At 56.7% G+C, this 26,177-nt stretch carries 21 protein-coding genes; 7 read left to right on the forward strand and 14 right to left on the reverse strand.

The genetic code is table 11. From position 1 onward, the window contains the following. Positions 1–18: 18 nt before the first annotated feature. Together Pla52o_RS10645 and Pla52o_RS10650 are read right to left on the reverse strand one after the other, a co-directional pair. The gene (locus Pla52o_RS10645) at positions 19–774 is read right to left on the reverse strand and encodes an SGNH/GDSL hydrolase family protein (protein WP_146594559.1); all 756 of its coding nucleotides are present in this window, start codon (positions 772–774) and stop codon (positions 19–21) included. Positions 775–967: 193 nt separating this feature from the next. Next, positions 968–1,966 (reverse strand): hypothetical protein, encoded by a 999-nt coding sequence (locus Pla52o_RS10650; RefSeq protein ID WP_231612245.1) that lies wholly within the window; start codon positions 1,964–1,966, stop codon positions 968–970. A gap of 114 nt (positions 1,967–2,080) precedes the next feature. Between Pla52o_RS10650 and Pla52o_RS10655 the strand changes: the two genes are divergently transcribed. Next, entirely contained in the window at positions 2,081–3,361 is a 1,281-nt protein-coding gene (locus Pla52o_RS10655) for an APC family permease (protein ID WP_231612246.1), read from the forward strand. A 129-nt stretch (positions 3,362–3,490) separates the two neighbouring features. Here Pla52o_RS10655 and ppnP read toward each other — a convergent pair whose 3' ends face one another. Beyond that, the gene (gene ppnP, locus Pla52o_RS10660; protein WP_146594682.1) at positions 3,491–3,769 is read right to left on the reverse strand and encodes a pyrimidine/purine nucleoside phosphorylase; all 279 of its coding nucleotides are present in this window, start codon (positions 3,767–3,769) and stop codon (positions 3,491–3,493) included. Between the two features lie 339 nt (positions 3,770–4,108). Then, positions 4,109–4,459 (reverse strand): DUF2185 domain-containing protein, encoded by a 351-nt coding sequence (locus tag Pla52o_RS10665; protein WP_146594561.1) that lies wholly within the window; start codon positions 4,457–4,459, stop codon positions 4,109–4,111. 778 nt (positions 4,460–5,237) lie between these two features. Here Pla52o_RS10665 and Pla52o_RS10670 point away from each other — a divergent pair. Continuing rightward, on the forward strand, positions 5,238–9,089 hold the full coding sequence (locus tag Pla52o_RS10670; protein ID WP_146594562.1) for an efflux RND transporter permease subunit: 3,852 nt from the start codon (positions 5,238–5,240) through the stop codon (positions 9,087–9,089). A gap of 69 nt (positions 9,090–9,158) precedes the next feature. Here the strand turns inward: Pla52o_RS10670 and Pla52o_RS10675 are convergent, their stop codons facing one another. The 5 genes from Pla52o_RS10675 to Pla52o_RS10695 all read right to left on the reverse strand — a co-directional run bounded on the left by Pla52o_RS10675 (position 9,159) and on the right by Pla52o_RS10695 (position 13,774). After that, complete coding sequence (locus tag Pla52o_RS10675) at positions 9,159–10,211, reverse strand: DUF6807 domain-containing protein (RefSeq protein ID WP_146594563.1); 1,053 nt, start codon at positions 10,209–10,211, stop codon at positions 9,159–9,161. Between the two features lie 257 nt (positions 10,212–10,468). Then, positions 10,469–11,344 (reverse strand): DMT family transporter, encoded by an 876-nt coding sequence (locus tag Pla52o_RS10680; protein ID WP_146594564.1) that lies wholly within the window; start codon positions 11,342–11,344, stop codon positions 10,469–10,471. A 169-nt stretch (positions 11,345–11,513) separates the two neighbouring features. Further along, positions 11,514–11,927: a DUF3859 domain-containing protein gene (locus tag Pla52o_RS10685; protein ID WP_146594565.1), complete on the reverse strand. Its 414-nt coding sequence runs from the start codon at positions 11,925–11,927 to the stop codon at positions 11,514–11,516. A gap of 391 nt (positions 11,928–12,318) precedes the next feature. Then, positions 12,319–12,753: a carboxypeptidase-like regulatory domain-containing protein gene (locus Pla52o_RS10690; RefSeq protein ID WP_146594566.1), complete on the reverse strand. Its 435-nt coding sequence runs from the start codon at positions 12,751–12,753 to the stop codon at positions 12,319–12,321. Between the two features lie 85 nt (positions 12,754–12,838). Beyond that, on the reverse strand, positions 12,839–13,774 hold the full coding sequence (locus Pla52o_RS10695; protein WP_146594567.1) for a DUF1559 domain-containing protein: 936 nt from the start codon (positions 13,772–13,774) through the stop codon (positions 12,839–12,841). An 843-nt stretch (positions 13,775–14,617) separates the two neighbouring features. Here Pla52o_RS10695 and Pla52o_RS10700 point away from each other — a divergent pair. The 4 genes from Pla52o_RS10700 (at position 14,618) to Pla52o_RS10715 (ending at position 18,438) form a co-directional block, all read left to right on the forward strand. Beyond that, positions 14,618–15,616, forward strand: coding sequence for a DUF1559 domain-containing protein (locus Pla52o_RS10700; protein ID WP_146594568.1), 999 nt, complete (start codon positions 14,618–14,620; stop codon positions 15,614–15,616). Then, positions 15,616–16,050, forward strand: coding sequence for a carboxypeptidase-like regulatory domain-containing protein (locus Pla52o_RS10705; protein ID WP_146594569.1), 435 nt, complete (start codon positions 15,616–15,618; stop codon positions 16,048–16,050). Before Pla52o_RS10700 ends, Pla52o_RS10705 begins: the two co-directional genes overlap by 1 nt. Positions 16,051–17,005: 955 nt before the next feature. After that, on the forward strand, positions 17,006–18,004 hold the full coding sequence (locus Pla52o_RS10710; RefSeq protein ID WP_146594570.1) for a DUF1559 family PulG-like putative transporter: 999 nt from the start codon (positions 17,006–17,008) through the stop codon (positions 18,002–18,004). Beyond that, complete coding sequence (locus tag Pla52o_RS10715; RefSeq protein ID WP_146594571.1) at positions 18,004–18,438, forward strand: carboxypeptidase-like regulatory domain-containing protein; 435 nt, start codon at positions 18,004–18,006, stop codon at positions 18,436–18,438. The genes Pla52o_RS10710 and Pla52o_RS10715 overlap by 1 nt, the downstream gene beginning before the upstream one ends. 101 nt (positions 18,439–18,539) lie before the next feature. On the opposite strand, the gene Pla52o_RS10720 is transcribed toward Pla52o_RS10715, so the two are convergent. Continuing rightward, positions 18,540–18,803 (reverse strand): FliM/FliN family flagellar motor switch protein, encoded by a 264-nt coding sequence (locus tag Pla52o_RS10720; RefSeq protein ID WP_146594572.1) that lies wholly within the window; start codon positions 18,801–18,803, stop codon positions 18,540–18,542. 299 nt (positions 18,804–19,102) lie between these two features. Here Pla52o_RS10720 and Pla52o_RS10725 point away from each other — a divergent pair, with 299 nt between their 5' ends. Beyond that, entirely contained in the window at positions 19,103–19,879 is a 777-nt protein-coding gene (locus Pla52o_RS10725; protein ID WP_146594573.1) for an NRDE family protein, read from the forward strand. Between the two features lie 164 nt (positions 19,880–20,043). On the opposite strand, the gene Pla52o_RS10730 is transcribed toward Pla52o_RS10725, so the two are convergent. The 4 genes from Pla52o_RS10730 to Pla52o_RS10745 form a co-directional block, all read right to left on the reverse strand. Further along, complete coding sequence (locus Pla52o_RS10730) at positions 20,044–20,646, reverse strand: peptide chain release factor family protein (protein WP_231612248.1); 603 nt, start codon at positions 20,644–20,646, stop codon at positions 20,044–20,046. After that, positions 20,633–22,648 carry a hypothetical protein gene (locus Pla52o_RS10735; RefSeq protein WP_146594574.1) on the reverse strand — a complete coding sequence of 672 codons (2,016 nt, stop codon included), beginning with the start codon at positions 22,646–22,648 and terminating at the stop codon, positions 20,633–20,635. The genes Pla52o_RS10730 and Pla52o_RS10735 overlap by 14 nt, the downstream gene beginning before the upstream one ends. Positions 22,649–22,737: 89 nt before the next feature. Further along, entirely contained in the window at positions 22,738–23,706 is a 969-nt protein-coding gene (locus Pla52o_RS10740; RefSeq protein WP_146594575.1) for an HlyD family secretion protein, read from the reverse strand. Further along, positions 23,703–25,838, reverse strand: coding sequence for an HlyD family efflux transporter periplasmic adaptor subunit (locus Pla52o_RS10745; RefSeq protein ID WP_146594576.1), 2,136 nt, complete (start codon positions 25,836–25,838; stop codon positions 23,703–23,705). The genes Pla52o_RS10740 and Pla52o_RS10745 overlap by 4 nt, the downstream gene beginning before the upstream one ends. Between the last annotated feature and the right edge of the window lie 339 nt (positions 25,839–26,177).

Raw genomic sequence — 26,177 nt, forward strand, 5'->3', positions numbered from 1 at the left:
TCCGCAGCCGCAGCCGGATCAGGCTTGGTTGAAAACTTCCAACCATTTTTTCGCCATCAGTGCATGCCCCGCCAGCGTCGGATGCACCCCATCGGCAGCCCAGTATTGTGGGGGGGCCAGCTTAACCGCTTCATCGAACATCGATTGGAACGGGACAAAATCGAGCTTCATTGCGTCAGCAAGTTTCTTGGCCACCGCGCGCCGCTCATCGAACTCGGGAAACCAAGTATCGTTGATCGCGCCGCACCGCAAAACGAAAGGTTCACAAACGATGATCCGCGTCTTCGGTAATGCCGCCATCGTTTGCTTGAGCAACTCGCCGAATCCCGATTCATAATCGGCGACGGTGCCGTCGTATCGCCCCGCGAGCTTGTGCCAAATGTCATTGACACCGACCAGAATACTGAGCACGTCAGGCTTCAGATCCAAGCAATCCTGGTGCCATCGAGCGGCCAAGTCGGGAACTTTATTGCCGCTGATACCGCGATTTTGAATCGTCAGTTTCGCCTCGGCGTGATCACGCAGCAATTCTCCTGCGATCAGCATGGAATATCCATCGCCCAGTCCGCGAACGTCGTTGGCGGATTGGTTCTTTTTGTCCCGTTTGGCGTCCGTGATCGAATCGCCCTGGAACAGAATTTTGGTGTTCGGAGCGATTGCGGTTGCCGATTCGGCAGCGACGAGAGTCTGGGGCGATGACGTCAGTAGGGCTCCTGCGCCCGCGGCCGCCAACGAGGCACGCATCAAGTCACGTCGGTCTAGTTTTACATTCATGGCGGGAGACTCGGGGGGGGGGGAGGGGAAGTGGAATTCGATTCAAATCGCGATTTCAGCGAGAGTTGAATTGTAATCCAGCCGCGATGTTGATGCAGCGTGGCGGGGGCATTCGACGCAAAAACGCGCCTTGGGCAACCACCGCAGCGGCATTTTCGGGGGGAGAAACCCCAAGGAGCCGACGGACGTCGATTTACCGCATTTGCTCGGACAACATCCGTCCGTTGGCGTGGCCTGCGATGACCATCCCGTAATAGATCGGCAACGAATAACTGGGGACAAAGTTGCCCAGCGCCCCCCCAACGTAAGTTCCATAGGCAGGGTACAAGATTCGGTTCGCCTCGATTATCGCCGGTACATCCTGGCGTTCCTCTAAATATGCAAACACATCCTGGGATGCAAGCGTTTCGTGCCACAGCGGAACGAACAGATACGCGGCCGCATACGAGCCTTGATAAGTCCGTCGAGTAAAGTCTTTTGCATGGGCCGCCTCATGCAGCGCGACCGCGGGGATGTCGCTGTACAGATGGATCGTCTGGGTGAAGGGGTTGAAGTGGTCACCGCCCACAATCCGGCCTGGCAAAATGGCTTCCCCGGCGACCGACAGCGTGCCGAGCGTGTAACGCCATGGCCATGCCACGGTGGTGTTCTGGGTTAACCGTTTCCAATCCTGTAGCGGAGCGTATTGGTTGGCCCGCACCTTGATATGCGGCAAGTTGTTGTGCTCGAGATAGTCAGCCGTTGCAGAAATCGTGGGCTCAGAGATTTTGTGGCGATTCACGCGACGATCCCAGAGCAAAATCTTGTCAGGGATGCCAAACACCCACCCCACTCCGTCGATGATGGGTTGAGGTTGGCCGAACTCGAACTGCGGGTCCGTATTTTCCACAAGTGCCGGTGCCATTTGTTGGCTCGCAACAGGAATCGGCGTCGGCGACAACACGCGGCACCCGGCCAGCGGCAACAGCAGCCAAGCCAGCGTGACGGCAAATAAGCGATGCGGTTTCAACGTCATTCCAATCGGTTTGATAAATAAGGGGCGTTGATATCCCCAAAACGCGACGCCCTGGCATGAAGGAACGTTTCCCTTGTAGAAAATGTCGCCGCGTCGCAGCAAGCCTGCTTCGCGGCTGGCTCCCCATCGCGACCGCGGTAGCGATCCAACCAACTGACGCCAAGGAACGGTTTGCAATAGAATGACGGCGATATGGATAGCTCACGATTCAGCTGGGCTTCATGCGACGTTTCCCGCCCACAGAGAGTGCCCCTTAACGCGATGGCAGAACCGAGTCATTCATCTCCAAAGTTGAAACGAGACGTTGGAATCTTTGGCGCAACGATGATGGGATTGGGCTCGATTCTGGGCACGGGGATCTTCGTCAGCATCGGGGTTGCGGCGGGCGTAGCGGGACCGGCGGTGTTATTGGCGATCGCGATTGCCGCCCTGGTCGCCATTGCCAACGGGCTTAGCAGTGCTCAACTCGCTGCGAATCATCCGCTCAGCGGTGGGACGTATGAGTATGGTTATCGATGGTTACATCCGCGTCTCGGCTTCACGGCGGGATGGATGTTTTTGTGTGCCAAGAGCGCCTCGGCGGCAACCGCTGCATTGGGATTCGCTGGATATGCGTTGAACACGTTGGGAGGGGACACTTCCCGATGGATCGTGCCGCTGGCCGTGGGGATGGTCCTCGTCCTGACGCTCCTCGTGCTGACGGGGATTCGCCGCAGCAACCAAGCGAATATCGTGATCGTTGCGGCCACCCTACTCTCGTTGGTCGCATTCGTGATCGCCGGATTGCCGATCGCGATGGGAGCGGGAATATCGCATTGGCGTCCCTTCTTTATCTCGAACGTCACCAACGGCAACTCATCAATCGCCGGCTTACTCGAAGCGTGTGCCTTGATGTTTGTGGCTTATACCGGCTATGGGCGAATCGCGACCTTGGGCGAAGAGATTCATGACCCCAAACGAAGCATTCCGATTGCAATCATCATCACGTTGGCACTTTCGATGGTTTGCTATGGCAGTGTCGGCTTCGTGGCGATTGGATCCTCGGGTGCCGAAACCTTGTCTGCGGCCACTCAGCGGCAAGCCGCTCCATTGGAGGTGATCGCACGCGGATTTAGCCTGCCCGCGATCGCTCCCCTGGTTGCAATTGGTGCCGTGACGGCGATGCTCGGCGTGCTGCTGAATCTGATTCTCGGGCTCTCACGCGTGGCCTACGCAATGGGCCGCCGCGGCGACTTACCCGCCGGATTGGCACGCGTGAGCCCGTCGGCATCAACCCCTTACGTTTCCGTCCTGTGTGTCGGGGGAATCATTGCCGGGCTGACCTTGATCGGCAACGTCAAAACAACATGGTCGTTCAGTGCATTCACCGTGTTGATTTATTATGCGATCACCAATCTTGCTGCGACTCGACTCTCCAGCGACGAGCGTCTCTACCCGCGTTTCATCCCCTGGATCGGCCTGGTCGCTTGTGTGTTTCTCGCCTTTTGGGTCGAGCCACTGATTTGGATGATCGGGCTCGCATTGATCGCGATCGGACTCGTGTGGCAGCAAATGAGCTCACGCTTTGTCTAATCGCAATCGTTCACGGTCGCGCGTCCCTTGGACGCGACGGATTCGCGTTCAACCCAGGACGCCGCGATGGGGATCCAGCCGAATGGCGGTCGCCCCCAGCTCGCTAGAGAAACGATCGCTAGAGAAACTTCAGCTGTAGAAACACAGGTAGGCGGTTTGTTGCTCGACTTGCACTTGAAACTTCTGATTCGCATCGACGCGAAACTCGCTGCCCGAGGGAAACGATTCAAAGCGACTCGCTCCGGGAAGCTTCACTTTCAATTCCCCCGAAACGACCTTCATCAGCTCCTTCTCACTGGTGCCAAACTCGTATTCGCCAACGGCCATCACCCCGGACGTCACTCGCCCTTCGCTATTTTCAAAACCGATCGATTTGACGTTGCCGTCGAAGTACTCGTTGACCTTCATTGTGTTCACGCTCATTGAATGTTGTTGGAAAGCTGGCACGGGGGCTCAGCGGACATGATAAATTCTGCTGCCGAGCCGACAAGCGGGCAGATAAGGTCGCTACCTTGGCGCATGGTCGACTCGGTCGTCAAGGACGTTCCCCGCGCAACGGGCCGGCCTCGAAGTCGACGCATTCGGGCGAGTCGTCGACGCATCCGGGCGGGTAACATTCAACGCGGGTAACATTCAACGCAGGTAACGGTCAACGCAGGTAACGGTCAACGCAGGTAACGGTCAACTGGGGTAACGGTCGCCCCGGTGGAGAAGCATCCCCTCGATAGAAAACGAGGGGGCTACTCGTCATTCCTCTTCGTCATCCTCTTCATCCACAGCAACGAACGACTCGGTTTCTTCATCCCATTCGAACGCCGAACCGACAGGGGAATCGAGCATGGGAATGATGTTGGGGTCGTAGTTGGCGACCTCGTTGATGTCGTAAATCCCGGTATTATTGGCATCATCGAGGTAATTTTGGGATTCAATGCCCGCCAGGAAACGCCAACCACTATCCTCTTCAAAGTCCGCTTCTTCGCGGTACATGTAGCCCACCGGTTCGCCATCGACCATGATGACATCCGTGGCGAAGCAGCCACCGTAGCCTTCGGCAACAGGTTTGATCTTTTCCAAAGGGATCGCAAAGTTCTTTTTCATGATTGTGCTTTCGCAGAGAGGTCGTGGGATAAGGTGAATGTGGGGTGCAACGAAGGGGGTTACGCCACCAGAGGACGTTTTTGCTCCGAATCGTCAGGGCACGTGTCCCATGGGGTGGGGACCGCCGGGTGGGGACCGTGCTTTTCGATGTGTCCCCGATCCATCGAGCCTCCTGAATTTGCTTGAATTGTAGCGATTGGGAAGCTCGATCCCTACGCCCGTCGATGGGGAAAATGGACAATTCGAGGTGCATTGCGGTAGCCAATCGTTGCCAGCGTTGATCGGGCCAGCGTTGTTCGGGCAGCCGTTGTTCGGGCCGCCGTTGTTCGGGCCGGCGTAAATCAGGAGCGATGCGTTTGATCGGGAGTGACGCGTTTACTCTGGGGTGACACGCCTAACGGTAGCAGCGTCCAACGGCAGCAAAACTCGCTCGATTACCGATCACGGTGGAAATCAGGACCACGACGGCGTTCGCCACGGCAATGGGGATGGACGTGAAGCACGCCGCCAATCCCCCAATCAAAGGGGACTTGGCTCTCTACCGCATGGGGCAGCTGAAGGACTATTGAACGCCCCAAGGTCCTCAAACACACTAAATTCCGTGATTGGTACATTCGGTCGATTGGGGGGATTCGTTTGTTTTCCAGCCGACCCCAATAACCAATATGAAGTAGACCCATCGGCCTGGGATCGTTAGCCTAAGTGCGCTAATCGTACACATCATTTGCATCATCGCAATTTTTCGGCATCCCCCGACGCTCCAACGCAAATACCACCTATGAAACAACCCCTGTTAGAGCGCCGCAGCCCGCTGGGGGTCAACTATGCGTTGCTCATTTTGATGGTGTTCTTTTTCGTGCTGCCCTCGGTGTTTCGGGCGGCGCGTTTGAGTCTGGTCGATACCCAGAACGAAGTCAAAGATTGGTTGCCAAGTGATTTTCCTGAAACCGCCGAACTGGATTGGTTTGCGAATCACTTTGTAGGGGAAAGTTTCGTCTTAGCAACTTGGCCTGGGTGCACCAGCGGTGACCAGCGTTTGCAGTTGCTCGAGCAAAAACTACGTCATGAATCGGACGCTTACGATCCCGCCGCAGGGCGTTCGGAGGAAGTCCGCCAGGAATATGATCGCGCCCGCACCCAGGGCAAAGATCTGCAGTTGCTCAACACCGGGCGTAAGCATGACAACTGGGGCGCTGAAGATGAAAAGTGGGTGCGATCGGCTTCGGGGGAATGGTACTACATCACCCCCGATGGAAAGCTGTATCGCTGGACCGAAGCAATGTCCGGCCCGGCGGCGCTGATCCGCGCGATCAAACGAGCCACCGGCCACTACAAACTTGAGGGGCAATTCGTCACTTCGTTTGGCGAAGCGTCTGACGACCAGGCGACAAACGCGTTCTACAACGATCCTTCGCTAATATGTGCCCCGCTTTTCCATACGGTTGAAACCGGCGACTCGATCGCGGGCGAATTAGCGTCCCCCGGGGGGGCGCTTTGGCCCATCGACCTGACGGACGAATCAAAGCGTGCGACCGTGGCGAGACGTTTGGCCTTGGAACGATTGACCGGGACGCTATTTGCCAATGCGGTCCCTTTCGAATTCGATTGGAGCGTTGAGTCATTTCGCGAAGAGGTTCCCGCGTCGCGTCGCGATGCCTTGCCTGAGACTTTTGATGTGCTCGTGCAAACGAACCTCGATCGCATTCTCGCGGAGCGTTTCAACGGTTCGCTCGACGAGTTGCGTGCCGCTCCGACCACCGATCAGGCGGAGGTTTGGTATGCAATCTATGATGCCTTGGAGGTGCCTCCGCCACCGCGATTGACTTGCGTGTTGGTGACCTTGACCGATATTGCCAAGGACAACTTGCCCTATGTTTTGGGTCGTGGAGTTGCCGGTGGCCCACGCGGTCGGTTGCTGCAATTGGCCGAAGAATCCGGAGTCCGTCCACCGCCCGCGCCATCGACCGCACCTCCTCCGTTTAACAAGGAAGAGGTTGATCTGGTTTCGGGAATGCCGTCGCTTCACTTGGGCGGGCCTCCGGTGGACAACACCGCGATCGATGAAGAGGGAACCATCACGTTGATTCGGCTATTGGGCTACAGCCTGATTGTCGGGATTGGGTTGTCGTATGTCTGTTTCCGCAGCATCAAGATCACGACGATGATCTTTGTGGTGGGCGGCAGCGCGGCGATGTTAAGCATGGCGATGGTTTGGTGGACCGGCGGCAAGGTCGATGCCATTTTGATGAGCATGCCGTCGCTGGTCTACGTGCTGGGACTTGCCGGTGCAATTCACGTCGTCAACTATTACCGGGACGAGGTGCGTTCCAATGGAGAGGCGGGGGCCGCGGGCCGTGCGCTTCGCCATGCAATCGTGCCTTGTGCGCTGGCCTCGTTCACCACCGCGATTGGCTTGGGGTCGTTGGTCATTAGCAACTTGGCACCGATCAGCAACTTTGGGTTGTATTCCGCCATCGGCGTGTTGGTCACGCTGATCATCTTGTTCACCTACTTGCCATCCGCGCTGCAAACATTCGCGCCCGATGTGGACCACGATGCGAAGGAAACAAACTCGCCCCCCCATCCCCAAGCTACAGGCCGAAACCCACAGCGGAACGGCAGCCCTGAGGAGGAGTCCACCGAAGGTCGATTCGCCGAGTGGTGGGCAATGGTGGGACGCTGGATCACGGGCCATCACGCCCTCGTCAGCATCGTGTGTTTGACCGTTTTACTGCTCGGTTCGATCGGGCTAACGAAGATCAAAACCTCCGTCCAACTGCTAAAGTTGTTCGACTCCGGCTCACGCATCATTCGTGACTACGCTTGGTTGGAGGATCATTTTGGAAAACTGGTCCCGATGGAAATGATCGTGCGCGTGCCCACCTCGGCACTCGCAGAAAACATCACCGACGAACCAGCCAAAGCGATGCCGCCGCAGCGGGACGGGGCGGACGAAGAGCCCAGCCAGGAATTCCGTATTGAAACACAGCCGCTCACGATACTCGAGCGAGCCGAGATGGTCGCACGGGTCAGCGAAGTGGTGCGCCGCACACTGGGCGAAACCGGAATGGACGTGGTCGGGCAAACCATGAGCGCCGATACGTTCTTGCCGCCGCTGCCACCACCGAGCAACTCCTATGACCCGGTTCGGTCGATGACCAACCGCCGACTGCTTGATTCACATCAGCAATTGCTGAGCAGTGATTATGTGCGGATTGAGAAAGAGGGCCCGTTTGCGGGCAGCGAATTGTGGCGAATCAGCTTGCGAGTCGGCGCGTTGTCGGATGTCGATTATGGGCGTTTCATTTACACGCTGCGAACTGCGGTGGAACCGGTGATGCGCGCCTACGATACTCGCGAGGTCCTGCTCAGTGCACTCAAACGCGACGCCAAGGGGAACCCACAAAAGCTGTCGGGCAAAGACCGTGTCGTGCTGGTGGGACACAGCCGGCCCGAATCGCTGAACACCGCCAAATTGTTGATCGATGCCGAGACGATCGATACTCGCAGCATCTACCTCTCCACGCTCAAGGAACTATTAGCGAACGAAAAAATACGCGTTGGCTGGATCGATCCCGCTGCCCCCGATTCGAAGATCGAAGTCGGCAGCCCTAAGTGGGACCAGATGGTCGCCGCGACCAGCGCGTTGGTATGGGTGGGTGAAGAGCCGGCCAATCCACAAATACGCAAGTCCGCAAAATGCTGGATTGACGCCACGTTGGTCGAAAATAAACGCGTCGCCGCCGCCTTGACTCCCGACCGCTTTCCCAACGTCGATGGCTCTGGATCGCTACAAACGATTTACACCGGGGTCATTCCGGTAGTTTACAAAGCTCAACGAACGCTGCTCTACAGCCTACTCGAATCGATGGCATTCGCGTTTTTCATGATTGCCATCGTGATGTCGCTGTTGCTCAATCCAGGCCGGATGCCTTGGTCATGGGCCCGATTGCCTAATCTCGGCAACGGCATCATGGCGGGCGCAATCGCAATGATTCCGAACGTGTTCCCCGTCCTGTTGGTGTTCGGAGTGATGTGCCATTTAGAGATCGCCATCGACATCGGCACGATGATGACCGCGTCGGTCGCGATGGGAGTGGCCGTGGACGATACGATTCACTTCCTGACTTGGTTCCGTACCAATTTGGATCGCGGCATGTCACGCGTCGACGCGGTAATCGAAACGTATCGCCGCGTCGGTCCCGCGATGACGCAAACGACCGTGGTCGGAGGACTCGGGCTGTTCATCTTTGCGTTGTCAACGTTCACTCCGACTCAGCGTTTCGGAACACTGATGCTAATGATGCTCGCGACCGCCTTGGTCGGTGACTTGATCCTATTGCCCGCCTTGTTAGCAGGCCCTGCAGGACGATGGTTCAAACCGCGAACGAGCGGCCCCGAGCCGACCCCCAATTTGAATAACGACGCAGGGGCGAAAGCAAACATCGATCCCCGCCACGAACCCAACCTCAAACACCCCATCAACGGCACGCATCCCGCCGAGGCCTCCAATACAACGGAAACGCACTACAAAGGGGACATTGAAAACGAACACGATGATTTACCGAGCCTAAAAATCCATTTTCCGCCCGAGCGAATCGATCGGCCGCATCGCATGAAGCGAAAGTAACGCCCCGTCAACGCTTCAAAATCGAGCGGGCGAAGCTTTGCCATAAACAGGACGCTGCACAGCGATTGATCATCGTGTGAACTGAAGCCACGCTTGTTCGATCGATTCCGCATTGGGCGAATCATCATGAGCGATGTAGCGATACGATGCGGTATAGGTTTCGCTCGGTTCGATCGTGAACTCGCCATCCACCATCGGCGCAAAACAGAAATAGGGTTTGCTGGGGTGCAAACGCACCGCCTGAGGAAAACGGAAATTGTCTTTGTGGCTGAGCATCGCAACACCGCACAATTTGCCATCGACACGCCCGAACAAATCGACCCATTTCACATGTGAACCGTTCCCCGCAAACCGCCGCTCTCCTCGGCTGGTTAAAAATTGATGTTTGGCGACATCCAAGCTCGGCAACGCCAAACGAGGATCGGATTCTTTCGCCTGCACGAATTGTCGGATCGCTTTTTCGCTCTCCGCGGTCACCCATTGATTGTTACCACGAATCGCCATCCCACCGTAATGGTATTGATTCACCCTGAGGGGCGAGTCTGCGATACAGGTGATTTCGGAGCGAATATCGAGCACGAATCCAGGGTCGGTATCCGCATAAACCTGAACCGTCCATCGCTCTCGCAGCACTGGTTTGGCTTGATCGGAAACGGGATAAGCTTGGTGCAGTAACTCGACCGTGAAGGTGCCGACTTCATCCCCGCTTTGAACCTCGATGACCTTGTCGTGCGACACCCCTCCCGTACGTTTGTGTTGGTTCCAAAAATCAATTGGCTGGCCTTCGAACGACGTGTCCACGAACGCGCCGAACAGGGCGTGCTGATGAGCATGGTCGGGGGCAAAATCCCCTGTCACGATCCGCCCGCTCGGCGAGTACAGCGGATGAATGTAACCGCTGCGCCGATAAATCGCGTCGATGCCCTGCGGTGGCTCTTGAACCGCTTTGTTGTAGACAAGCACCGGTTTGCCACGCACGCTGACACGGATGAACTCGGTCGTTTCAGTGCACTCGACAATCGACGTCGCATCGGATTGAGCGAACAAGAGACCCTTCGAATCCGCGAACATCAGGGTCGCGATCATGAAACAGCAAACCGAGAGCGTCTTGCGACTTGGCATGTTCGAGCCTAGTAGGTGTGGGAGAGAGAGAACACAAACGATCCCGATTATAGAGCAAGGTTGCACACTCAACCTAGCGCGTCACGCCCACCGCCAGTGGATGCTGCACGCTTCTGTAACTGCACGGCCCCGGATTACCGGAGAGAGCTTCGCCTGGACACAAAGCGATGCTGCGATGGATTCGCCCTGTCACTCCCACGGCAATTTCATCGCGACCGCAAAAACCGATATGCCGCATCCCTACTCGGCGAGCAGAACTAATGGCGAGCGAAGATGACAAGAATAACAGCAACGGTTAACAGCCCCGCCCCCACCATCCGCGTGACCATCGTTTGGTGACCATGGTCAGCTTCGGCACCGCCCCAGGTTTTCGCAACGGCCCAAGCCAGTGCGACGCCCCACAAGCCACGCAGCGCGTAGACAACATTGATACGTGCTGCGTCTCCAAACGCGGCCACGGCAACGGTAATACAAAGGGCTTGCAGAGCCACGAATGTCGCCCCAGGCAAAAGATTCGCGAGGAGTTGCGAGTCCTTTAACTTGGACCACTCGACCCACGGAGCAAGTCCCAACGAGACCAAACCAAGGATCCAGAAAACGACGGGAAGAAATCGCCCCGGCCCCCAGGCCGGCGACCACGTTTGCACCAAGAAGTCAAACGTGGCGAAACACGTCGCCGCAGCGAGGGCGAACACAATTGTCATCACGATATGGTGGAAGTGACCACGCCCGGTCCACTGGATCAACGCAATCCCCAAGGCGGCAAGCGCAGCGGCATACCACACCGATTTGGGCAGCGTCTCACCACCGACAAATGTCAAAAGCATGGCCACCAAGACAACCTTGACGCCGAAAATCGGCGCGGCAACGGACACATCCCCACGCCCGACTGAGAGCAAGGTGAACGCCAACCCCATCATAAACAGGGCAGCAATGACCGCAGGCTGCCAAAACATCGCCCACGCTTGAAGCGTTCCTCCCAGCAGCCAAAGGAACGAAAATGCGATCGAAGTGAACAAGTTCGATACAAACATGACCGTGATCGGTCCCGCTCCGGCTTCGCCAGATCTTTTCACAAAGATCAACCCAAAGACAAACAGGATGCTGGCGAGCAGTGGCAAAAGTAAATGCATGGTAGCCGTAACCTACACCGCAAACCAAGAGCGTTGAACCACGTGTGGCCCCCGTGAAGTGTGAACCCCGTGACATTTGGCCCCAGTGACATGTGACCCCAGTGACACTGGCCCCAGCGACATGTGACCGAACACTCCTTCGGAGTGTCGCCAGAGCCCCCCCCGCCCTCTATGGGCCCTCTGGAGACTGCTTCACCTCGCGGTAAAGCTCAAAGGTTTTCTCGGCAACGATCTTTTCATCAAGCTCGATCGCCAACGTCCAAAGCCCAAGCTTGTCTTCGATTGGATCCCAGATCGTATCGCCAAGATAAAAGTTCCAATCGTTTTGCTTGACGTACACATCCCCATCAAACGGAAGCCGTCGTTTTCCCTCGGCATCCAAGATCCCAGGATGATCAATGCAATAATGCAACGATTGATTTTTAGCGTTCTTAATGTTGACGACAAAACCAAACTCGACGCCCACCTTGGCGTGCACCGTGGTCGTCGATTGGATGAATCGAGGCAACTCCTTTGATTCGGCGTCCCAGTGCGCGTAGATGCCAAACGTTCGCATCCGAACCTCTGGTTTTCGTTTTGCCATAAGACTTGCTAAGTAAAAGGATGCTCTACAAAAGGATGCGAATCGCTCGACAGGCGACGCCCGGGGACTGGCCGCCTGCGGAGGAAGAGGGCGGAACCATGGAGCCCATGGCATACCCGAAGCGATGATATCGCCGGGAACGATGGCACGCCAGGAACGCTCCAGAGGCGAGCCCCCCAACGACTCCCTGTGCGTCGGTCGCTGAGGTGGGCACGGCGCGATGCAATTGGCTTGACATCGAGCTTTCACCAGCCTCATCGACATGCGTCTCGGATGCGTTTGCTCGTCAACGCGGCATGGAAACGAAAAAACCTTGAGGACCGCATCAACGTTCCTCAAGGTCTCGTGCGCGTTATTCGCCCAACGGACGCATTAAGCCCTACGCCTCGACTTATTCCGCGAGATCAAAATTGATCTCGTTGTCTTCGCCGGCTTTGACGGAGGCCGTCAAACCCGACTTCGAAGGGTCGCTGTAGCGACTGGGGATCAACGAAGTGGAACCGGTCGCCGCTTCGGCGTCGATGGAATCCTCTCCCGTCATCGCCACCACCATCACGTTGTATTCGCCTGGGGGAACCCCATCCGATTCACTATAGGTTCCCAGCGAATACTCACCGTCAGGGCCGATGTTGGCGTCGGCGGTCGGGCCAGCACCTGAGGCGATGAAGATCACCGAACCGCTTGGCAGCGGTTGCCCCTTGTAAGTGACCTTTCCCGTAACCGGAACGGTCGCCATTTCGTTGGAGGGAGTGCACCCCGCCAAACCGAGCGACAAGCTAGCCAGAATGGCGGGGACCATCAACATTTGGATAGAACGGAATTGCATAGGGTATCTCAAGTCAAACGATAAAAAGGATGATTTTGCCTCCGGCAGTCGTCCGCCGGAGGAAGCGACCGCCGCCGCGGCTTACTCAGTACTCGCCGATCACTTCGCCACCGTTGCGGGTTGCCAGCGATTTGAAGAGATTCATGTCGATCGAATCCGTGATGAACCGGACGGAACCGTCACACAGTAGCGACTGAACCCCACCGGGGTGTTCGCTGGTGTAGGGCGTTGAGTTGTAAAAGAAGGTCCCGCGGAAATTGATCGGAAACTGAACATTCTTGCTGTCGAGCATCAGTCGTTTTGTGGGAGGGGTGGTGTAATAGTAGTAGCCCCAAGTCCACGGCTGAATCCCACCAAATCCGCGTTTGTTTGTGCTAGTCCAGCCCCTCGACGAGGACGACTCGCCCAACAGGATCGTGTTTGAAGTGCCATCGATGATGTCACGAAATTTTGTTTTGCTGTGCGGGTACATGACGCCGGTGTTGGCCCAGCGGTAGTTAACATCGTCCGAAGGGTTGGTCACGTCCTCGATGGGGCCCGCGCAGGCGCGATAATGCAGTGCGCCATGACCGCCACTCTGGTAGCTAGTGATATCAGGATTGCCGTCGGCTAAAGGCGACGAGGGACAGGCCAGCGTCGGCACGGTGCCCCAAATTTCATTGCTGCCGAAATGGGGCGGCGTATCGTGTCGGTAAGGAGCGCATTGGGTAAACGGGGTGGCCGAGAACGCTTCCATCGCCTCGACACGCGACCCTTGTTCCATATAAGGGAACAAACGCGGCGCCCAGCCCATCAGGTAGCCGCTGGCAGTAAGACTTCCCAACGGGAACGACCGCATCGAGTCGTGATAGTTATGAAACCCGAGCCCCAACTGCTTCAGATTGTTGCTGCATTGCATGCGGCGCGCCGCTTCACGAGCTGCCTGAACCGCCGGCAACAACAAACCAACCAATACACCAATGATCGCGATAACGACCAATAACTCGACTAGCGTGAAACCACGCTGCGTACTTTTTTTCATAGGACCCTCTTCGACAAAAAAAATAAACTTAACACCAGTTTGGGCAAACGCAGCGAACTCTACTATGTGCGTCCCCCTATGGTCAAGCAGCGAATTGAAAAGGAAGCGAATAAGCGAAGGAATCGACCACGCTCAGGCGGGTCAACGCCATCCACTCGAGTGAGACAAGCTGTCTGTTACACCGGTGCCACACCCCCTCGTTTAGACGCAAGTCCAACAAGCCGTTTTCGTACGCCGCCCACAAAGCCGGAATCACCCCCTTCAAGCGACCCTACGGCAAAGAAACCATGCCTTAAGAAATACACAATCAGCCGGCGGCGATTTCCAAGCGTTGCAATCGCAAGAACCGGTCAAACCTACACGTTTGTCGACAAGATCGACACAATGCGTTGCAATCTGACTGACATCGAACTGTGCTCGGCTCAACAAGTGTGCATCTCCGGTTCGCTCATGCGCCACCGCTGCATGGAAGCGAAAGATTTTGAGGATCGAATCAACGCTCCTCGTTCGATGCGGAAAGAGCGGCGAGAAAAGGTCAGGCAAAATCGGTGCAGGAGAAGACACCGGATTCGACTTGTCAGCGTGTTGACTTAAGCCGCTCCAAACAAATCAAGGATGACCTTCACTCCGCAAGAGTCGCGTTACAGGAGCCTATGCCCGCAGTGTGAAAGGAGAGATGGTTTAATCAACGTCCCGTTACGGGGGGGCGAAGTGAAAAAAGGGGCGTGACAATTTGCCGCCTCAGGAAAAACATCCGTTGGGGGGCGAGTACTTACCATCAGGGGACAGCGTAATTAGAATGCGATACTTCATTACGAACATCATCTAGGAAAAATGAAAAGCATGAGAAAAACAGCTAGACCAGCATTTACGCTGGTGGAATTACTCGTGGTCATCGCGATCATCGGTGTTTTGGTTGGGCTGCTGCTGCCGGCGGTCCAGGCGGCTCGCGAAGCAGCTCGCCGCATGCAGTGCAGCAACAACCTCAAGCAGGTGGGGCTGGCGCTGCACAACTATCACGACACGTTCCGCAAGTTTCCCCAAGGCGCGCGGGTCGGTCTAACGGAACCCAACAGTTGGCGATTCGCATTGCTCCCTTATTTGGAGCAACAAGCGATTTTCGATCTTGCCAAGGCCGCACAAGGAGCGGGCACACGGGTCAACTTTTATCCCAAGGGAAATACCGCGCACACGCTCGCGGATTACAACGTCTATACCCAGCCGATGGTGAACCTAGTCCTCCCGGCTTATGCGTGCCCCTCCAGCGCCACCCCGGAAATTTACACTTACAGCTCGAACTTCGCCGGGCTCGGCACACAGCGGGTCGGTTACGTGGGAATCATGGGAGCGTATCCCGATCCGATGGGCCGCTCAACGGCGTCCTACCCGACTCAGTATGGGAGCTATGCGACCAACAACGGAGGTCTGTTGATCAACGAGAACAAAGCGTTCCGCGACATCACCGACGGAACCTCCAATACGATCGTTGTCGGCGAGCAATCCGGAAACGCTCAGTTTCCGACACGGACTGCGAACTACCACTCCGGTTGGTCCGGTTACGGTTACTCCGGAACCATCACGGATTGGCAGGCCGCCGGATCGAACCAGCACCGGTTTGGCTCGGGGCTGACGGCGGTCTACCATTCGCCCAACCCTAGTTCGTTGGGTGCCGAGGCCAATGCAGAGTGGGACAGCAACACGCCGCTCACCTCTTACCATCCCGGTGGCGTTCACGCATTGCTGGCCGATGGATCAACCCAGTTCATAACCGATTCGATTGAGCTGGCCCTTTTACTGAAACTTTCTACCCGCGACGATGGACAGGTGATTGAAGAATGGTAATGCCTTATTGGAATGGTGCTCGGTGCCTCGGCTGGGTGGCCTCTTTAGCTCTGCTAGTCGGCTGCGGTGGGGACGGTGACGCTCGACAGGCCGCGACGATCAGCGGCCAAGTGCTGCTCGATGGTGCTCCGTTGTCAGTGGGCAGCATCCAGCTCACCTCGCCCAAAACCGGTGAAAGCGCCTCGGCGAACCTGGATAGTGACGGCCGATATTCGGTGACGTTTCCCAAGGCCGACGTGGGTGCCGACTACGAAGTGACGCTCGGGCCTCCCGTGGAGGACGACTTGGACGCAACCGCGTTGATGGAGAATCCACCGGAGAAGGTTCGCAGTCTGATCCCCAAGAAGTACACCGATCGCACCACGAGCGGACTGAAAACCACACTCGAGGCGGCGGGCGAAAACCAGTTCAACGTTGAACTGCTCAGCCGCTAGCGGACGCCAGGGTAAAATGGAGAAAGCACGTTTGGAGGACCGCTGCATCGCAGCGCCGCCGCGAACGTGCTTGCTCAATCAAACAGCGAGATTGCGATCTCGCTGTTAAATATCTCGCTGTCAAAATGGCGAACGGGGCCTCGTTATGCCCCCACGGTGCTGTCGCGGCTCCCTTGATGCTCCACATGCCAAGGACGCCATTTGCATACGGTCACTGCGATCGAGGGTAACTCCAAATCGATCCTCAGGCCATCGTCGCCAGTCTCACGCTGACGCGTTTTGAAGTTGCATGTTTCTCATAACCCGACGTGTTAGCAGGGGACAATCGCTCACGACGCGGTCCCTCGTTTACGCGCCGGGTAATGATTTTGATTCCGCACATTACTCCAAAGCTGCCACGCTCGGTTGAGCAATCGGTTAAGTTTTTTTTGGGGTAGTGCGGGTGCAAATGTCCGGGCGAACGCCAAGCGGCGAATCTTGCCGAAAGATCGCTGCCTAGCCGCTTAGAACATTGTTTTGCTTTCCGTTTAGCTAGCTACGTCGCTTGACGGCGGAACACGCCCCGGGCGAACGCAGCTACGGCTTGAATCCCACGCCATTTGCCCAGTGCTCTAGCACCCGGCCGCCTCAAGGGGCGGAAACGTCAAGAGTTTCACTTCGCAACGTGATTCGCCGGAAGTCTTGACGATTTCCCCTGCGTCCCAAACCCGAAATCTTAGACCAAGTGACGTTGCACGAGATTGAGCAGGCTATCGAGGCACATAGCCCGAAGTACGAACGGGACTGACAACCGGCGGACACCATGTGCGTTGGAAGGTGCAGAAAAACCCAAAAAAGACCAGACCAAACGCCACCCCCACGAAAGAACTACGTGTATCATGTTGGAGTTCAAATTTTGGAATAGCGGATTTCATCTAATACCAGAGGTCAAATCGGTATGAAAACAATTAAAGGTGTGAGAAGAACAGATCGCCCCGCATTTACGCTGGTGGAATTATTAGTGGTCATTGCGATCATCGGTGTTTTGGTCGGCTTGCTGTTGCCGGCGGTCCAGGCGGCTCGCGAAGCAGCACGCCGCATGCAGTGCAGCAACAACCTCAAGCAAATCGGACTTGCTTTACACAACTATCACGACTCGTTTCGCAAATTTCCTCAAGGTGCGCGATACGGCCTAACCGAACCCAACAATTGGCGATTCACATTGCTGCCTTATTTGGAGCAGCAGGCGGTTTTCGACCTTGCCAAAGCCGCACAAGGAGCGGGGACCCGAATCAACTTTTACCCCAAGGGAAATACCGCGCATACGCTCGCGGATTACAACGTCTATACCCAGCAACTGCTGAACTTGGTCATCCCTGCCTATGCTTGCCCCTCGAGCGCCACCCCCGAGATCTACACGATTAGCTCTCACTTCGCCGCGTTCGGCACTCAGCGGGTCAGCTACGCGGGAATCATGGGAGCGTATCCCGATCCGATGGGCCGCTCAGGAGCGTTCTACAAGACTCAATATGGGAGCTATGCGACCAATAACGGAGGCCTGTTGATCAATGAGGACAAAGCGTTCCGTGACATCACCGACGGAACCTCCAATACGATCGTTGTCGGCGAACAATCCGGTAACGCTCAGTTTCCAACACGTGCCGCAAACTACCACTCCGGTTGGTCCGGTTACGCTTACACCGGCACGGTCACCACTTGGAAGGCCGGCACAGCCGATCAACACAGATACGGGTCCGGGCTGACGGCGATCTACCATTCGCCCAATCCTAGTTCGTTGGGTGCCGAGGCTAATGCAGAGTGGGACAGCAACACGCCGCTCACCTCTTACCATCCCGGTGGCGTTCACGCATTGCTGGCCGATGGATCAACCCAGTTCATAACCGATTCGATTGAGCTGGCCCTTTTACTGAAACTTTCTACCCGCGACGATGGACTGGTGATTGAAGAATGGTAATGCCTTATTGGAATGGTGCTCGGTGCCTCGGCTGGGTGGCCTCGTTGGTTCTGCTAGTCGGCTGCGGTGGGGACGGTGACGCTCGCTTACCCGCGACGATCAGCGGCCAAGTGCTGCTCGATGGTGCTCCGTTGTCAGTGGGCAGCATCCAGCTCACCTCGCCTAAAACCGGTGAAAGCGCCTCGGCGAACCTGGATAGTGACGGCCGATATTCGGTGACGTTTCCCAAGGCCGACGTGGGTGCCGACTACGAAGTGACGCTCGGGCCTCCCGTGGAGGACAACTTGGACGCAACCGCGTTGATGGAGAATCCACCGGAGAAGGTTCGCAGTCTGATTCCCAAGAAGTACACCGATCGCACCACGAGCGGACTGAAAACCACACTCGAGGCGGCGGGCGAAAACCAGTTCAACGTTGAACTGCTCAGCCGCTAACGGACGCCAGGGTAAAATGGAGAAAGCACGTTTGGAGGACCGCTGCATCGCAGCGCCGCCCCAAACGTGCTTGCTCGTCTGCGATGGGCTCGAGGAATCGCCTAGTCCACTTCCTTGCGCAGGATCTCGCGGATTCGAATTCCGAATTTGTCACCGATCTTGACCGTCTCACCAATCGCGATCGGTTGGTCGCCCACCTCTAGCGTCAGCGGTTCGTCGCAATGGGTATCGAACGTCAACAGCGACCCTTGCACGAGGTCGACAATCCGGCTGAGCGACACTTTTTGCTTTGCCAATGTGACGCTGACGTTAGTTCGGATGGCTAAAACGGCCTTGGAGTGGGGCGCCGCGGTATTGATTTCCATGCTTCGACGTGGGGTCTATAATCGCTAAAACGAGGGTGGGAAGGCCTTGAATGCGGCCTGCTTACCCTCTCTTATCGGCCGTTTTAAGCGTCAAAGGTTGCCTAGAATTCCTTTAAGTGGGCCAGAATCGGGCGAATCAGGTGAATTCTTGTCGCACACCCCCCACCAGGAGGTGTAGTGGCGGTGTCTGCCCAGATACATTGTGCTTTGTTGAGTCGTTGATTCAGACCGCTACGGTCACGGTGTCGGCTTCAGCCTGAGAATTCCCTCCAACCGATCTTTGTAAAGAAAGCTGCGAAATGTGCTTACTGGCCGTTCAGTATCGCTTGGTCCCCGAAAGTCCAATTTTGGTGGCTGCCAATCGCGAAGAATACTACAACCGCGCAAGCTTGCCGCCTTCAATCCAATCTGGCAAACCTCGTGTCTTATGCGGGATTGACCAAAAAGCCGGTGGCACATGGCTGGGAGTGAACCAGAACGGCGTTTTCGTCGGTCTGTGCAACCGAGCCACGACGATGCCCTTGTTCGGTCAGCGTTCACGTGGTTTGCTTGCTTTAGACCTGCTTCGCTGCACGACCGCCAACAAGGCGTTGGACAAAGCTCATGCCGAATTTGCCAAGACGCGTTACGAAGGCTGTAACATCATCATTGCGGATGCAAGCAATGGGTATGCCATCCATGCCGATGAACGTCAAGAGGTCGTCGAACTGCGTGATGGACTGAATATCATCGGGGCCCGGAATTTGAACGACCCTGACGATCAACGCGTTCAGATGGCACGGCGCTTGTTGACGCTGCAAACGCTCGATTCGCCCGTCAAGTTCTTGGCCGTGGCCAGCAAGGTATTTGCACGTGCACCGGTCGGCCAAGGTCGTCCGAGCATGGTGATGCGTAATCCCGAGTATGGAACCGTCAGCAGCTCGTTGATCGCCCTCGGCGTGAAGCCTCGTGACGCGATCTACCAGTTCAGCAAGGGAGCTCCAGACGAAGCGAAGTACGAAGATTTCTCGCCCATGTTGCGAGACATCCTCAGCCGCGGACTTCGTGAAGCACGCACCAAGGCCAAAGCGACTTAATCGCACTTCAAATCCGGCAACGTCTCTCAAGCGGGCGAATGCGGACAATCTTCGATCACGGCTGGCGATGACCCCCATCATCGCCAGCCGTTTTTTGTTGGCCTGATGCGCGATCGATGCCCAAGTTTTGAAAGCGTTTTGCCCGTTGCCCTCCAAAGCGATCTTTAACGCAGCGGCAATCGTTGATGATGGTTGCGAATTCGATTGACCAGCGCGAACGCGGTGGGGACCGATTGCACCAACGTGACAATCGCACTGGTGCTGCACTTCCATTGCCTCGCGACCAAGCTGGGTTGACCGCCCACCGCATGCAGGTCATTGAGCAGCATCGCCAACAACGCCGGTTTATCGACATTGTGTTGGTTCATTCGCTTGACGTTACCTCGATATCGATTGCGAAACGATGCTTCCAATTCGGACGGGGCAGAATCGAAGATGGATTTTGTCCTCACTTCTACCGCAAGCGTGAAGCGAAGTCGCTCCAATGCCACGTCTCGGTTCTGAGCCTGGCTACGCCGCTCGGTCGCTTCGGCCACCGTCTCGCTGGGGCGATGCAACAGAAACACACCGGAACTGGTCTTATTTCGATGTTGTCCACCGGGGCCACTGCGTCGTTGGGTGCGAAGCTCGCAATCCTCTAGCAACCGCTCGGGCGCCAACACACAAGGATGCTCACCTTGGAAAAATTCAATCGGCATCCGCTCCGCTGGCTCAGGCATCTGAGCTGCTTGAGGATCACCATCGCGTTTCGAGCTAGATTCGGCCACTGACAAACTCACCGATCCATTTGGCAAAGTCGGCGCCGATTGCGCGCGATGGCAATCGAATCACGCCGGAGCACGGAATTCCGATCGAGTCCATCATCTCGTCGATCGCGACGGCAGGCAACGGACAAAGGATTTGGTAGTTCGCCTCACGCGTGATCGATTGAAGATCGGCGTGGATTGCCGAAACGGACTCGATGTTCGATGAAACCACCTGACTTGAACCATCATCGAGATGAATCCGCACGTGCGTGCCTGCGGTAACCAGTTCATGATCGCGAGCATCGATGCGAAAAATCGCGTGACGCGCCCCATCGGGGCTGATCCGGCACCACGGATCGCGTGAATTGATGACCGTTCCGACTTGCCCGGCAAGCCAGATCGATTTACCGGAGTTTTCCTGAGAGGATTGGGGACTCGGAGGGACCACGGTGCCAGAGATCGGCGAGCGCACCACGGCTTCGTCGAGTCGCTTTCCAGCAGCGTCCAACAACATTTCAACTGACTTTTCGGCGGCCTGCAACGTTGTCCATTGCGACGCCACCTCGGGTCGATTGAGCGATCGTCGACGCGCCAAGTCACTGCGCAATCGCGCCAAACGAAGCTCGCCTTGTAGTTGAGCCAAGTGAATCGATTCCATGTTGCTATCGAGCGTTGCGATCCATTGGCTTGCTTGCACCTGACTTCCGATTTCAGTCGCCACCGAATCAAGCTGGCTGTCGGGAGGCAGAAACACGCTGACGGCATCCGCCGAATCGACGACGCCTTGGACTTGCCGATAGCGTGGGACGGGGACGAACAAGATGGCCGCCAGAAGGCCAACGATGGACATCGCAATCGCCAACCGGCGCGAATAATGAACGTTCATCCAACCCCCTTCTCCGCGTAGCATGTTAAAGCTCGATTTAAATTGCTGCAGAATCATTGCCATTGCCGCCATCGCAACCAATACGACGGCGATGAAACGCAGATGCATGGCAGCGGCCACCCCCATCAACAGTGTCGCAATGGCGACGAGCACGAGGGTTCGGTAGAGCAGCGAGGCAACGTGATAGACCGACAACCCTATCGCACGGCGATCATAACGTCGAGGTCGACCGTAACCGCGACCGGCGATTCGGCTGACCACCACGGATTGAAAACAATCGCGTGCTTCGCGTCGCAGATTGGTGCTCCGCAGCCAATCGCTCAATACATAGTATCCGTCGTAACGCATCAATGGATTGGCGTTGAATAACACCGTGCTGATCCCGCAAACAAGCATCAAATTCATGGCATACATGCGAATCGCGGGGTCGTTCGCGGCGCACCATACAAAGGTCGCCATCGCGGCGATGATCAATTCCACGTAGATGCCAGCCAGCATCACCGCCGCCCGTCCCAGTGCCGATGGCAATCGCCATACGTCGGTGACATCGCAATAGGGGCACGGCAAGCCGCAAAACAGAAACACGCCGATCGAATTGCTGCTCGCCCCCATCCGTCGACACATGACCGCGTGAGCCAATTCGTGGATCGTTTTCGTGACCAGGAATGCGACTGCGATCCCAAGGGAGTTGGTTGACTGGAGAAACAATGGCAAATTCTCAGCGGCATGCATCCACTGTGTACTTCGCGACAAAGCCAATATCAGCGCCGAGGCAATCACCAGACTCCACATCACGATCGCAGCGGGTGCGAACAAAATGCCGCTGAAGCGAGCCATCGATTTCGCCACCGCATCGATCGAGCCGAGCGGGATCCGTATCGCCAGCAAGGAGAAGTATGGCGTTACGACATCGGCTCTGACCCGCGTCCAACCCGCATTGTAGGCTTGGTGCCACAGCAGCGTGTCGGCGTTGCGACCGCATAATTGTTGCCAGCCCCGTTCGCTAATTCGCGAAAATCGGCCACTGACTTCGTCGATCACGATGCGTGACGCGCGCTGTCCTTCCTCGATCCGGGTCGAATCCAGATCGCTGCGGAGGCGTAAACGTGACGGTTCGATGACAGCGATGTTGGACACAGCCCATGTTGGATTGAATGATGAATCGCGATCCACGGATCCGTCAAGCTTCTCTGCTTGATGATTGCCATCGCGAACGTAAACGTTCCCTATCGCAACCGCTCGCTCGAGAATCTCGTTGGGCTCGTTGCGCGACGGTCGATCGGCTGACTCAAGTGGACTTTCATCCGCACTTCGACCCCGGGAATCAATTGCCAACGCGATGGATCGGCTTCATCACGCTGGTTGATGATTTCCGCGTGCAATCGATAGCGAGCTCCCGGCAACATTTGAGGATCCACCGACAAGATCTTACCACGCAGCGTTTTTTCCACACCGGAGTGCGGATCGATCCAATGCACGCTGATCGGTAGTTCCCGACTTTGCCCCAACGGCAAAACATCTTGCCGCACAAGCGCATGCACATGCAAGCGATCGATTCTCGCTACCGTGACGATCGATTGACCTTTTTCAATCCATTCCCCAGGCGAGTGGCTGACTTCGAGCACTGTCCCCAAGAGCGGACTTGTGATTTCCAGATTGTGAAGTTGGTCGTCGAGCATTGCGACATCGGCTTCGCGAAGTTCCACTTCGACTTGAGCTTCGACCCGCCGTTTCTTGGCTAGCGCGACTTCCAATTCGCCACGTTCGACGGCCAAACGCAAGCGACGTATATGGCTGAGCGGAATCGCACCGCTAACGTCATTTTGAATCGAACGGTTTGAGTCGAGCTCGGCCTTGGCTTCCGCCAGTGCGGTTTCAGCGTAGCGCAGTTCCACGTCGTCCAACGCCGTCCGGCGAGCGTGCTCCAACCGCAGCGCCGACGCACGATGTCGGATCTTCAACGAGCGATCATCTAGTCGTGCGATCAGCGAATTGGCCTCAATCGGCTCATTGAGCTTCACATACACTTCGGCCACACGTCCCGACTCGACACAGGGCACATGGACTTCCGAAGCGAATCGGACCACACAATCGGTGACCTCTACGACGGTCGTTTCTTCGGCTCGGGCCCCCGACCAGAACATCGCAAGGGGCAAGACGCAAAGCGTGAGGGCCGTGGATTTGATGGTTCTCATGATGCGTTTTCCGTGGGTTGCGAGCGTGCCGATCGGTATAGACCGATCGTGCTGCGAACCGATTCGAGGGCGTCGTAGAACAAGACCTGAATTGCCGGCTTGGTATCACAGCGGAACAACACACGAACCGGAGCCCCCGAGACAGGCCCCGCCCCCGCGATCGCGCCGATATCGTCTCCCTCGTCGATGCGAAGCACCACCGCTTTGGAATCAGAGTCGTCCTTTGCATTACGCGTGGAGGGTCCAAATTGCTGGACGATTGCCGTGTGATTCGGTGTGTCGGTCCCATCAATGATCACGGCCGTGCGCAGCGTTTCGGATTTCAGCGCCGCACGCACCGGGACGATCCGCGAAACGGGAACGCGAGCGTCAACCAACCACGATGTTTCCTTTCCGATGACTTCCAGCAGTTTGTCGCCTCGCCCCACAGGACGTCCCAGCAAACGACGTTCGATTTGCCAGCTGTCGACGACCCCATCATGGGAAGCTCGCAGCACGAGCGAGTCTTTGACCTGTTCCAAAATTTGCATTTGGTCATCGATCGCTTGCAATTCTTCGACCACCAAACTGCGCTCGCTTTGGATTTGTTCATGGCGTTCACTTCGATGCGACGCGGTATCGACCAACGCTGTCGTAATCGCTGCCTGTTTTTGTGAAAGCACCGCACGGCGACCGATGAGCGACGTGATCTGTTGTTCCAACTCGGGGTCGCTCATCGTCACCAAGTCTTGCCCTTTGCGAACACGTTCGCCATGAGCAACGTGGATCTGTTGAACAATGGCGCTGCGGGCAGCAAACAACGTTTGAATGTTCGAGGGTCGTAAGGTCGCGGGCGTCGTGATCACCATCGGTACGGGAAAAAAGGCAACCACCAAGGCGAGCGTGAACATCCCGATTGCGACCATCCTAGCGAACCAATTCCCGCTGCCGTTTCCTCGCGTTTGGTTCGCAAACGAAACGAGCCATCGGCCTCCAGGAATCGCTTCAATGCTGCGGCGATGCCGTGTGGCAAGCCCAGCGTGCTCGGTCAATCGTTGGAGCTCGCCCGCGATCGCTTGGCAATCAATCGGATTATCGACCTTCGAGAGACAAACAAGACACAATGCGTCGGCAGCATCGGAGGCGGCAACGACTCGCGGTTGCAGCGCCGGGGCGACTTTGTCCGACGATGCGTCGGCCTCCAACAGCGAGGTGGTTTTAGGCGCATAAAAAGACTCCGCAGCCTCGACGATTTGCCTTGCCGCTGCGCCGCGAACATCAATCGTGTTGACGTAGCTAACCGCACACAGTTCCGCTTCCGCGCCGCGAACGTAGCAAAGCCCCACCCGATCGAAGCCAAAAAGATCGGAAACGGCATCGACGATTCGAGCTTCGATTTGCTTTCGGCTGGAAAGCCCATGGATCGACGCAATGACCGCGTCGACTTGCTCGGAGCATTGTTGTCGGCGTTGCAGATCGCGAAGTCGATCGCCGCGTAAAAACTCGCCCGCGAGATCCGCCATCTGGGCGACAAATCGTAAATAGCCGCGCTGGGTTGCCACTCCGCCCCCTTGCTCGAGGAAAACTTCGAGCACATAGGCATCGTTTTGGCGCTCCGAGTCGCACTCGATCGGCACCACTGCGGCGGGAAAATGCGTTGGGTTGGTGGGGACTTCGGGATCGCTAGCATCTGGCGTGGGGGGCACCACAACCGGCTGAGCCGCCTCCATGACCTCCAACAACATGCGGTGGTGCGATGCGTGCGAGGCCTCCGGGATCGAGCGATCGGTGATCGTGCCGATCCGGTGCACGACGCTGATCGTCGTCCGCATCGAATCCCTGCGTGTTTTCGCCCCCGCTGGGGCATCCACGATACGTTCAGCGACCGCTTCGGTACGCCAGATTACGACACCTTCGGCCGCCATCGCGCGGAGGATACGATCCGCCAACATCCCCAAAAATTCGCTGCGAGATCGCTCGCTACGTACCGCTAAGGCGACCTCGCGAACGATTTCCGAAATTTCACGTCGAGTTTCGTCCACCAACGCATCGGGGTTCCGGTGCGGTTGCGAAGCCGGCGCAGCACCGCTGGGGCGGAGCGGTGAACTCGCGGGCGAAAAAACGAATGGCGCGTCCGTCGTGGCCGAATTCACGTGATTTGATAGGTATGTGAACGTGGGTTTCGTGAAGATGCGGCGGAGACGCACCCATTGACAACGTCCTCAGGTAGCAAAACTGGGCGTGGCCAGCAATATCGGTTGGGAAATGCCCCGCTCAAGTTGCCCGCTCAAGATGTCCGGCCAGGGCGTCCGAAAAGTCGCCTAGGTCAATTCTCGAACCGATTTTGCTAAGGTTCGTAAAACCTAAGGGCCGTTTGCCAAGGAAACGAAAAATGGGGGCTTCCGGTTTGTCTCCATTCCGCTTGAAACGAGTACCAAAGATTGGTTAGCTCCTTGCCTCCTACCTTGGGGCCGCAACACTCCACCGATCCG

It is taken from the genome of Novipirellula galeiformis (genome assembly GCF_007860095.1).
GTDB lineage: Bacteria > Planctomycetota > Planctomycetia > Pirellulales > Pirellulaceae > Novipirellula > Novipirellula galeiformis.